The organism is Streptomyces mesophilus, assembly GCF_011044995.1.
In the GTDB taxonomy this organism is placed as follows: domain Bacteria; phylum Actinomycetota; class Actinomycetes; order Streptomycetales; family Streptomycetaceae; genus Streptomyces; species Streptomyces mesophilus.
In genome coordinates, this window is record NZ_JAAKZW010000267.1 from 1 (window position 1) to 10,406 (window position 10,406).

Here is a 10,406-nt window from a genome sequence, read left to right on the forward strand (position 1 = left end):
GGGCGGGGCGGGGAGAAAAGCCCGCCGCCGGCGCCCCGCACCGCAACCGGAACGCACCCGGACCCTCAACTCACCCGCGAGGCCCGCCTCTTCGCCGCCCCCATCTCCACCTCCGCCGGCAGCCGGTCGAGACCGGCCGAGTCCCGCGCCGTCGTCAGCGCCTCATACGTGAGGTGCTGCAAGGTCTCGCGAGGAGCCGCATGCGCCTCCAGCACGAGATGAACCCGCGCCGAAGGCGCATTGCGCCGCCCGACAAGCAGCACATCCGCCCGCCCGACCCCGTCCAACTCCTCCGCGGCACCGGCCAGTACACCCGCCAGAGCCCGTGCCCGCAGCAGCGCACCCTGCCCGTCCCCGCTGTCCACGAGCACCTCGGTGAGCCGGTTGCGCCGGACCTGGGCGACAAGCGACCACACCATCAGAGCGAACAGCGCGCCCAGCGCCCCGAACACGGCCGGCCACCACCAGGTGTCCTCCCTGAACCGGTCCCGCGCGGACTCGGCGAGCACCACATCTCCCTGGGCGTCGTAGAACCACCACGACGGCAGCGGCCCGCCAAGACCCGCGATCAGCACGCCGGCGCCCACGACCAGGAGCGCGAGCCCCACAAGCCCGATCAGCACCCGGTTGGCTATCCGCAGCATGACCTCAGCCCTTCCCGGGACGGGACACGGTCACCGACAGCGCGGGGCCCGCGACCAGGCCGAGGGACTTGATGCCGTCGCCGAGCGCGGTGTCCAAGTCGGCCCGTACCTCGTCGAGTTCACGGAAGTGCGAGACGGCCCGCACATCGACCTTCGACCGGTACACCCGCACGCGCACCGACTGCACACCGGACACCTCCATCGCCCGGTCCCGCAGCACGAGCGCGGCGGCGCCGCTGTCCAGCCACGCGTGGACGTCGGCGTTGCCGCTGCGCATCGGCAGCGCGGACCGGTGTCCGGGAGCCACCGCGAGGACCAGGAGCCCGATGCCGAGCACCACGACCACCGCGGCCCCGGCGAGCACCCAGGGATCGTCCAGCGTCCTGACCGCGAGCCGACCGGCGAGTTCCTTGCGCCAGGCCATCGCGGACTGTTCGGCCCGTACGGCCGCGAGGTCGTAGATCAGCAGTCCCGCGCCGGCCGCGAGCAGCAGCGCGAGCACCGCCGCGGGGATCCGGCGCACCGACCACAGCCGGCTGCCGTCACCGTCCTCCTCGGGCGTGACCACCGGGCCGTAGCGCGCGGCGGACGCCGACTGGTCGAGCTCGGACTGCGCCCGTTGCAGCACCTCGGCCTTCTCCAGGACGGGCAGGCTCCGTGTCGTGCCCTCGCTCTCGGGGCCGGGCGGCGCCGCCCGCCCTTCGGGTCCTTCGCTCATCGTGTCCTCCCCACCGCCTGCGTCCGCACCGGATGCAGCCGCTCCACCTGGACCGCCACCTCGGGCACGGCCATCCCCGCCAACGCCTCTACCCGCTGGGCGACTTGACGACGCACGGCCGCGCACTGGGCGCCGATGTCGCTCGGGTAGCCGAGCTCGAGCGTGATGCGCGCCCGCACGACCCGCTCCCGCACGCGCACCGCGGCCTGGGGCGCCCGGCCGTCCGCGGGCGCACCCGGGCCGAGCGCCTCACGGGCCGCGTACGCGGCGATCTTCTCCACGACCCGGTCGGCGATGGTGGTCGCGCCACGGTCGCCCGGGGGCACCGCCCGCACGCCGGGACTGCCGGACGCGGTCATCAGCGGTGCCGGTCGCCGCGTGACTCACCGCGGCCGCGGAAGAGATCGCCCAGGTCCAGATCTCCGTCCGCGTACCGCCCGACGAGAAACCCGAGCGCGCCGAGCGCCGCCACGAGCAGGAACGCGCCGAACCCGCCGAAGTACGCGGCGAATCCGAGCGCCATCCCCGCGAGCAGCCCGATCGAAGCCCTGCTCATCGCTCACCCTTCTCACGTCCGCGTCGGTACGTGCCGGGCCTCGGGCGACAGCCAAAGGCCCGGCGACCATGGCCGGGGCTCGCTCCGGGAGGTCTCACTGGAGCCGCGCCTCGTCGTCGTCCTCCTCGTCGGGCAGCTTCACATCGCCGACCGCGATGTTGACCTCGACGACTTCGAGTCCGGTCATCCGCTCGACGGCGGCGATCACGTTCTCGCGTACGGCGCGGGCCACGTCGACGATCGAGACGCCGTAGTCCACGACGATCTCCAGATCGAGCGCCGTCTGCACCTCGCCGACCTCGGCCTTGACACCCCGCGTCACGGCCTTGGCGCCGGGTACGCGGTCGCGTACGGCGCCGAAGGTCCGCGACAGACCCATCGCGTGCACGCCGACCACATCGCGGGCCGCGAGCCCGGCGATCTTCTCGACGACGCCGTCGGCGATCGTGGTGCGTCCTCGTGTCGCGGGATCGCCGCCGCCCCGCTTCTTCACGCCCGCGCCGGTCTGTTCCCCTGCCGCGGCCTCCAACGTGACTTCCTGGCCCGGCTGTACGGTCTCGGTCATCGCCTGTCCCCTCGCCGCCGATTGCGCTCCTTCGCCCACGGTAAGTGCGGGTGCCCCGTCGGTCACCGGGCAAGCTGCATCCATGGACGGTTTGGCACAGGCGATACGTCAACAACTGGGCCTGGGACGGCTGTTGGCGCTCGGCGGACCCGCCGACGGGGCGTGGATCGCGGAGTCGGCGGCGCGCGCGGTCCTGGCACGTGCCGCCGCGGCGTTACGGGGAGTGCGCCTCGATGCGGTACGGCTTGCGCTCGCCGACCCGGACGCGGCCGCCGAGCCCGTGGTGCCCGGACCGCCGAGTGCGCTGCCGCCCGGGCCGCTGCGGATGACGGCCGAATGCGCGGCGTCGGCGGACGAGCCGTTGCCGGCCGTCGCGCAGCGGCTGCGGTCGGGGCTCGCGATCGCCGCGCACGGGCTCGGCCTGGTGGTCGAGTCGGTGGATCTGCGCATCACGGAGCTGGTCGAGCCCGAGGAGCTCACGGCCGCAACCCCCGCGCCGGGCAGGCGCGTTCGGACGGCCCGCACCGACCCCGGCCGCGACCCGGCCGCCCGCGCCGCCCTGGCCGTACCGGGAGTGACCCGGCTGACGGGGACGCAGGCGGGCACGGGCCGCGCCGTCCTGGTGGAGGAGCGCCGCTCGCCCGGTGCGCTGGCGGCGCGCCACCTGCGTATCGACCTGGCGACCGCCGCGCACCACAACGCACTCGAGGTCGCCCTGGCGGTCCGCCGCGCCGCTTCCGCGGCGCTGCCCGACCGGCCGACGGTGGCGGTTCTGGTCACGGAGGTCGACGGACTCGCATGAGCCGGGGCGGGATCGGCCGCCGAGAGCGGGAACGGGAGTCAGTCGCCCAGACCCGCCAGATCCCGCAGCCGCCGCGCCTGCGCCGCACGCTCGGCGACGCGCTGGTCCTCGTAGGAGCGGCTCACCGCACCCTGAAGCAGCGCCTTGGTCTCGACGACGGCATCGCGCGGCGCGGCGAGCAGGGCGCCCGCCAAGTCGCGTACGGCGGCGTCGAGTTCGGATCCGGGCACGACGAGGTTGGCGAGGCCGATACGCCCCGCCTCGTCCGCGTGCACGAAGCGCCCGGTGACACAGATCTCCAGGGCGCGCGCATAGCCGACCAGGCCGACCAGCGGATGCGTGCCGGTCAGATCGGGGACGAGCCCCAGGCTGGTCTCGCGCATGGCGAACTGGGCGTCCTCGGCCGCGACCCGCAGATCACAGGCGAGCGCCAGCTGGAAACCGGCACCGATCGCATGCCCCTGTACGGCCGCGATGGTCAGCACATCACTGCGCCGCCACCACGTGAACGCCTCCTGGTACTCGGCGATGACCGCATCGAGCTCCGCGTCACCGCCGCGCGCCATCTCCAGGAACGAGGGCTCGCCCTCGAACCCCTCCGGTGTGAAGGCCTGCCGGTCGAGACCGGCGGAGAACGATTTGCCCTCCCCGCGCAGGACCACCACGCGCACGCTGCCCGGCAGCGCCCGGCCGGCCTCGGTCAACGCCCGCCAGAGTGCAGGACTTTGGGCGTTGCGCTTGGCCGCGTTGGCCAGGGTCACCGTGGCGAGCGTGTCGTCGATGGTGAGCCGGACGCCGTCCTTGTCGAGGACGACGGTGCCGGAGGTGTCGTTCGAGGTCATGGGGGTCTCCGCGTGGCCGCAGTCAGAAACAGCAATGAAGTGACTGCACAGTAACCACCCGGCCGGTCACCGGACCGACCGGGTGGCCACCACCGAAGACAAAGGGCATCCCGACGCTGGAAACGCCGAAGACATCCTGTACGTCCGAAGACGTCAGGAAGCCGCCTTCTTGCCCCGCGTCGCCCCGCCGCGTCCCCGCAGCGTGACCCCGGACTCGCTGAGCATCCGGTGGACGAAGCCATACGAGCGACCGGTCGATTCGGCCAGCGCTCGGATGCTTGCACCGGAGTCGTACTGCTTCTTCAGGTCTGCCGCGAGCTTGTCGCGCGCGGCGCCGGTTACCCGGCTGCCCTTCTTCAGAGTCTCGGCCACCCGTGCCTCCTCATGGGAAGTGCGCTCTGGACTTCTCATGATCACCCCTCTTGAGCGTCCTGGCCACCCATTCGGCAAGGTCCGTCCGGCCGGAATGGGCGCCTCCAAGTGGTTCCTCACTAACGGAGGGAATGATTCCGGTGACCTCGGTTCACCGGGTCGAACAGGTCCATGAACGAACCGGCAGGTCAAGGCGTACAAGGTCACGGTCAACCGCACACGGCCAGGCCATCCCTTGATCCGGTGTACGACACACCGCGGTACTAGGCGATCTCACTCATACGAAGGATCACGCGTCAGCAGAATGATCCAGACGAAGTGGATCAGGCTCGTCCTCTCGTGTTCGGGACGAGCCGCCCCAAGGCTGCACTGCCGCGATGCGCCGCCCGCGAAGCCTTACGCGAGCGCCACGAGGTCCGCGTAGTCCGCGCCCCACAGGTCCTCGACGCCGTCGGGCAGCAGGATGATGCGCTCCGGCTGCAGCGCCTCGACCGCGCCCTCGTCGTGCGTGACGAGCACGACCGCGCCCTTGTACGTGCGCAGCGCGCCGAGGATCTCCTCGCGGCTGGCCGGGTCGAGGTTGTTGGTGGGCTCGTCGAGCAGCAGCACGTTGGCGGAGGAGACCACGAGCGTCGCGAGCGCGAGCCGGGTCTTCTCGCCGCCGGACAGGACCCCGGCCGGCTTGTCGACGTCGTCGCCGGAGAACAGGAACGAGCCGAGCGTCTTGCGGACCTCGACGAGATCGAGGTCCGGGGCCGCGGAGCGCATGTTCTCCAGGACGGTGCGCTCCGGGTCGAGGGTCTCGTGCTCCTGCGCGTAGTAGCCGAGCTTGAGGCCGTGGCCCTCGAGGACCTTGCCGGTGTCGGGCTTCTCGGCGCCGGCCAGGAGCCTCAACAGGGTGGTCTTTCCCGCACCGTTGAGACCGAGGATGACGACCCTGGACCCCTTGTCGATGGCCAGATCGACATCGGTGAAGATCTCAAGGGAGCCGTACGACTTGGAAAGGCCCTCGGCCATGAGCGGCGTCTTGCCGCACGGCGAGGGGTCCGGGAAGCGCAGCTTGGCGACCTTGTCGTTCACGCGCACCGCTTCGAGGCCGGAGAGCAGCTTCTCGGCGCGGCGGGCCATGTTCTGCGCGGCCACGGTCTTGGTGGCCTTGGCGCGCATCTTGTCGGCCTGCGAGTTGAGGGCCGCGGCCTTCTTCTCGGCGTTCTGCCGCTCGCGCTTGCGGCGCTTCTCGTCGGCCTCGCGCTGCTGCTGGTAGAGCTTCCAGCCCATGTTGTAGACGTCGATGTGGGAGCGGTTGGCGTCCAGATAGAAGACCTTGTTGACCACCGTCTCGACCAGGTCGACATCGTGGGAGATCACGATGAAGCCGCCGCGGTACGTCTTGAGGTACTCGCGCAGCCAGACGATCGAGTCGGCGTCGAGGTGGTTCGTCGGCTCGTCGAGGAGCAGGGTGTCGGCGTCCGAGAACAGGATCCGCGCGAGCTCGACGCGGCGGCGCTGACCGCCGGAGAGCGTATGCAGCGGCTGGCCGAGCACCCGGTCGGGCAGACCGAGCGCGGCGGCGATGGTGGCGGCCTCGGCCTCGGCGGCGTATCCGCCCTTGGTGAGGAACTCGGTCTCCTGGCGCTCGTACTGCCGCAGCGCCTTCTCGCGCGTACCGCCCTGGCCGTTGGCGATGCGCTCCTCGTTCTGCCGCATCTTCTGGATCAGGGTGTCCAGGCCGCGGGCCGACAGGATGCGGTCGCGGGCCAGGATGTCGAGGTCGCCGGTACGCGGGTCCTGTGGCAGATAGCCGACCTCGCCGGAGCGCGTGATGGTGCCGCCCGCGGGCTGGCCCTCGCCGGCGAGGCACTTGGTGAGCGTGGTCTTGCCGGCGCCGTTGCGCCCGACCAGACCGATGCGGTCGCCCTTGGCTACGCGGAAGGTGGCGTTCTCGATGAGGATGCGGGCGCCGGCGCGCAGCTCGATGCCGGTTGCGGTGATCACGGGACAGACTCCTGGGCAGGGTGGGATGCGGCGAGGACAGGGCTGAGGGACGTGTCGACGCCGCCTAATGCACGAGGAGAATGGCCATACGGCAATTCTAGCGGTGGGAGGCAACTGCTTTTGGGGCCGGTACGGCAGGCCCGTTACGGCAGGTCGTTGCCCATCGGGCGCCGGTCCGGGGCGATCCGGCCGAGGTCGTCGACCGCGACGACCTGCTGCGGCCAGGGCGCCGCGTCGCCCGCACACGGCTGCGCGAGCACCCACGCACGGCCGTGACGCACCCCTCGTTCCGGCGCGAAGGCGCAGCCGCGCCGCGCGGGCAGCACCCAGCGCAGATCGCCGTCCGCGCTGCGGTAGGCCGTGATCCGCTGCGGGGTCACCACGGCCACCATCCGCGCCTCGGGATCCAGGGCCCTCAGCACGCCCTCGGCCCCGTTCTCGCGCAGCCGGCGCGCCCCGCCGGGAATGGCCCGGTGCCAGCGCACCGCGCTGCCGTCGCGCACCGTGTCGGTGATCAGCCCGTCGTCCCAGAGCGTGACCGCGTGCCCGGTCGCGGGCAGCAGCGCGAGCGGCCGGCGCCCGTCGCGGGCGTGGGTCCAGCGGGTGCGGCCGCTCTGGGGGTCGTACGCGCGGACCGCCTCGCCCTCGATACGGAGCCGGGGCTCGCCCTCGGCCACGGCGGCGTGCCGCACCAGACGGTCGCCGAAGGGGGCGTGGCGTGCGTCATGGGCGGCGGTGAGCAGCGGGGCGGCCGCGGCGAGGGCGAGCGCGAGGGGAAGCATCAGGCGCGACGTGCGGCGCGGGGGGCGCCGGGGTCCGGGCGGCCGGGGCGGCGCATAGGGGCCGCCCGCCGGGCGGCCGTCGGCGCGGGGCTCACGCTCCGCGGCCACAAGGGTTCCGGTCCGCATCGGTCCGCCGCTCACATAGGCCCCCGGTCCGCCGCTCACATAGGCCCCCTCGTCACTGCTCTTCGCCGGCCCGACCGCACAGGGCGCGCGGCCTCGGATCCGGCGCAGAGCGTAGTCCCGGCGCCGCGCGCGGGCGGTCCGTGAGGCGTCCGACACGGCAGGCCGGTGGTCCCGGGTCGCCCGTTCGGTCCTCTGCCCACGCCCGTTGCGACCGGGCGTAACAGGATGAAGGAGCCGAGCCTCCGATATCGGCCTAAGGATGGTGCGCCCGTGCAGTTCGACGACAACGCCAATCTGGACACCTCGGAAGTCAGCGACGTCCGCGGCAGCCGGATGAAGAGCAAGGCGGCCATCGGCGGCGGGTTCGCCGGCATCATCGCGCTGATCATGGGGCTCTTCTTCGGTGTCGGCCCGGACAATCTGGGCCTGGCCTCGGGCAATGACGACCCCACGGACACCGCGTCGAGCGCCGCCCAGGTGCAGCAGACCTGCCGGACCGGACAGGACGCGAACACCAAGGACGACTGCCGGATGGTCGCGGTGGTCAACAGCGTGCAGGACTACTGGCGCCAGGAGTTCCCGCGCCGCAATGCCCGGTACGGCGCCGCACAGACGGTGTTCTTCTCCGGCCGCGTCAACACCGCGTGCGGCGCCGCGAGCTCGGCGGTCGGGCCCTTCTACTGCCCCGGGGACCGGAAGGTCTATCTGGACCTGGGCTTCTTCAACGAGCTGCGGACCAAGTTCGGCTCCAGCGGCGGACCGTTCGCCCAGGCCTATGTGGTGGCGCACGAGTACGGCCACCACATCCAGAACCTGGCCGGCACGCTGCAGCGCGCCCAGGACGGACGGACCGGCGCCAACAGCAATGCCGTACGGGTCGAGCTGCAGGCCGACTGCTACGCCGGTGTGTGGGCCAAGCACGCGACGACCACCCCGGACGACGCCACCGGCCGGCCGCTGATCACCTCGCTCACGGACGAGGACATCCGCGACGGTCTGAGCGCGGCCGCGGCCGTCGGCGACGACCGGATCCAGGAGCGGTTCCAGGGCAGGGTGTCGCCGGAGAACTGGACGCACGGCTCCGCCGAGCAGCGCCAGCAGTGGTTCTACCAGGGGTACCGCACCGGCGACATGGCCCAGTGCAACACCTTCCGGTGACCGCGGACGGGTGACGGCGGACAGGGCCTGACAGGGGGCCGGGAGGATTGTCAGTGGCGGGTGCCAGACTGGGACGCAAGGTCACATCCGTATGGAAATCCTTAAGGAGTGGATCACCATGGCACAGTCACCGTCCATCACTCCGACCCTGCTCTACGCGGACGCCAAGGCGGCGATCCGCCAGCTCACGGAGGCGTTCGGCTTCGCCGAGACCGCGCTGTTCGAGGGCGAGGGCGGCATCGTCGAGCACTGCGAGCTCACGTATGGCAACGGCGTCGTGATGCTGAGCTCGAAGGGGCGCGGCGGAGCCTTCGCCAAGGCGATGGAGAACGCCGGTCCTGTCGGTCTGTTCATCCACATCGACGACGTCGACACCCATCACAAGCGGTCCGTGGAGCACGGCGTCGAGATCCTGATGCCGCCCACCGACCAGGACTACGGATCGCGGGACTACATGGCCCGCGATCTCGAGGGCAACATCTGGAGCTTCGGGAACTACAGCCCGCAGGCCGGCTGAGCTCCGCCCCGCCGAGGGGGCGCCGCAGCGCAGAGCGCTGTCACGCCCCGCCGGTGTGGACTTGGAAGGCCGCCCGACGTACCGCCTTGGCGAGAGCCGGGTCCGGGTGGGCGGCCGCCAGCGCGACCAGGACCTGGACGGTACGGGGGTGGCCGACCGCGCGGATCTCGGCGAGCAGCTGCGGGATCGTCGGCTGCACCGCCGCTTCCAAATGCCGTACGAGCAGGGTCGCTTCACCGTGGTCCGCGACCGCCGCGGCCGTGTCCACCCAGAGCCAGGTGGATTCCTCGCGGGTGAGCACCGTGTGCACGTCCTCGGGGTCGCAGCCCTCGTGCTCGGCGAGCCAGATCAGGGCGTACGGACGCAGCAGCAGCTCGTCGGAGGCGGCGCGTACGTCCGGTTCGGCGGGGGCGCCGACCACGCGCAGGGCTTCGAAGGCGAGGCCTCGCAGCAGGGAGTCGTCGCCGCGGGCCGCGTCGAGGAGCTCGGTGACGGCGCTGCGCACGGGGCGCGCGGCCAGCCAGGCGCGGTATTCGGCGCGGGCGGCGTTGGGGCGCAGCCGGGCGCAGCCACGGAGCATGCCCTCGGCGTGCTGCTCGATGTTCCCCGCCGGGCTCTGCGCGGCCACGATGATCTGTTCCAGCTTGACCCAGACCGCCCAGCTGCCGAGCGGCGTCATCGTCGCCTGGTCCGCGTCGAGGGTCAGTGCGCCGACGGCGGCGAGGCCGGTGAGCGCCCAGTCGAGCAGCGGGGCCAAGTCCGTTTCGGCGGAGACCGGTTCGGCCTGCGGCCCGTAGGGGATCTCGCAGCGCTCGTCGCGGAGTTCGGTGACGCGCTGCCCGAGGAGGTCGAGCAGCTGGGGCAGCGGGAGGGGGCCCTGGGAGAGCTGAAGCACGGACAGCAACTGCGGTACGGCCTCGACCACTTCGGCCACCGCGGCGGGGGCGAGCTCGGCGGGCGCCGGGTGCACCAGGGACCACGCGTCGAACAGGGCGACCCACCCGCGCAGGACCGCCGAGTCGTCCCGGTCCCAGGCGCGCAGCCGCCAGCCCGCGCGGGCGCTGTCGCCGTGCACCTCGATCAGGCCCGCCAGACGTGCGGTGTCCCAGTCGGTGCGTACCTGCTGAGGTGTCAGCTCCAGTTGTGCGGCGGCCCGTTCGGCGATGTCCGGGGTGAGGGCGCCGCCGGGCGCGGTGCGCAGCACGTTCTGCTGTCCCGCGCTGCCGGTGTCGCCGGCCCAGCGGGCGATCCGTGCGGCGGCGGCCAGGCCCTTGCGCGCCATCGTGGCGAGCTGCGCGGGGGCGGGTGTGCCCTCGGGCGGCCTGGGGG

13 protein-coding genes are annotated in these 10,406 nt (G+C 72.2%); 3 read left to right on the forward strand and 10 right to left on the reverse strand.

Annotated features, from left to right (window positions below):
* Positions 1-65 precede the first annotated feature (65 nt).
* From amaP to G6045_RS35725, 5 genes are all read right to left on the reverse strand, one after another.
* Positions 66-644, reverse strand: coding sequence for an alkaline shock response membrane anchor protein AmaP (amaP, locus tag G6045_RS35705; protein WP_165336372.1), 579 nt, complete (start codon positions 642-644; stop codon positions 66-68).
* A 4-nt stretch (positions 645-648) separates the two neighbouring features.
* On the reverse strand, positions 649-1,362 hold the full coding sequence (locus G6045_RS35710) for a DUF6286 domain-containing protein (protein WP_165336373.1): 714 nt from the start codon (positions 1,360-1,362) through the stop codon (positions 649-651).
* A complete protein-coding gene (locus G6045_RS35715; protein ID WP_165336374.1) occupies positions 1,359-1,721 on the reverse strand; it encodes an Asp23/Gls24 family envelope stress response protein in 363 nt (120 codons plus the stop codon). The genes G6045_RS35710 and G6045_RS35715 overlap by 4 nt, the downstream gene beginning before the upstream one ends.
* Positions 1,721-1,918 (reverse strand): hypothetical protein, encoded by a 198-nt coding sequence (locus tag G6045_RS35720; protein WP_165336375.1) that lies wholly within the window; start codon positions 1,916-1,918, stop codon positions 1,721-1,723. The genes G6045_RS35715 and G6045_RS35720 overlap by 1 nt, the downstream gene beginning before the upstream one ends.
* Positions 1,919-2,012: 94 nt before the next feature.
* On the reverse strand, positions 2,013-2,483 hold the full coding sequence (locus G6045_RS35725; protein ID WP_165336376.1) for an Asp23/Gls24 family envelope stress response protein: 471 nt from the start codon (positions 2,481-2,483) through the stop codon (positions 2,013-2,015).
* An 82-nt stretch (positions 2,484-2,565) separates the two neighbouring features.
* On the opposite strand from G6045_RS35725, the gene G6045_RS35730 reads away from it, so the two are divergent.
* Positions 2,566-3,285 (forward strand): nucleopolyhedrovirus P10 family protein, encoded by a 720-nt coding sequence (locus tag G6045_RS35730; RefSeq protein ID WP_165336377.1) that lies wholly within the window; start codon positions 2,566-2,568, stop codon positions 3,283-3,285.
* Positions 3,286-3,323: 38 nt separating this feature from the next.
* Here G6045_RS35730 and G6045_RS35735 read toward each other — a convergent pair whose 3' ends face one another.
* From G6045_RS35735 to G6045_RS35750, 4 genes are all read right to left on the reverse strand, one after another.
* On the reverse strand, positions 3,324-4,127 hold the full coding sequence (locus G6045_RS35735) for an enoyl-CoA hydratase/isomerase family protein (protein WP_165336378.1): 804 nt from the start codon (positions 4,125-4,127) through the stop codon (positions 3,324-3,326).
* Between the two features lie 153 nt (positions 4,128-4,280).
* Entirely contained in the window at positions 4,281-4,499 is a 219-nt protein-coding gene (locus G6045_RS35740; RefSeq protein ID WP_199553106.1) for a helix-turn-helix domain-containing protein, read from the reverse strand.
* Between the two features lie 396 nt (positions 4,500-4,895).
* A complete protein-coding gene (locus G6045_RS35745) occupies positions 4,896-6,494 on the reverse strand; it encodes an ABC-F family ATP-binding cassette domain-containing protein (RefSeq protein WP_165336380.1) in 1,599 nt (532 codons plus the stop codon).
* A gap of 143 nt (positions 6,495-6,637) precedes the next feature.
* A complete protein-coding gene (locus tag G6045_RS35750; RefSeq protein ID WP_165336381.1) occupies positions 6,638-7,276 on the reverse strand; it encodes an outer membrane protein assembly factor BamB family protein in 639 nt (212 codons plus the stop codon).
* 396 nt (positions 7,277-7,672) lie between these two features.
* Here G6045_RS35750 and ypfJ point away from each other — a divergent pair, with 396 nt between their 5' ends.
* Both ypfJ and G6045_RS35760 read left to right on the forward strand, forming a co-directional pair.
* Positions 7,673-8,560, forward strand: coding sequence for a KPN_02809 family neutral zinc metallopeptidase (gene ypfJ / locus G6045_RS35755; RefSeq protein ID WP_165336382.1), 888 nt, complete (start codon positions 7,673-7,675; stop codon positions 8,558-8,560).
* A gap of 118 nt (positions 8,561-8,678) precedes the next feature.
* Positions 8,679-9,077, forward strand: coding sequence for a VOC family protein (locus G6045_RS35760; RefSeq protein ID WP_165336383.1), 399 nt, complete (start codon positions 8,679-8,681; stop codon positions 9,075-9,077).
* 40 nt (positions 9,078-9,117) lie between these two features.
* Here the strand turns inward: G6045_RS35760 and G6045_RS35765 are convergent.
* The coding region (locus G6045_RS35765) for a hypothetical protein (RefSeq protein ID WP_235968527.1) at positions 9,118-10,406 on the reverse strand (1,289 nt) is incomplete at its 5' end.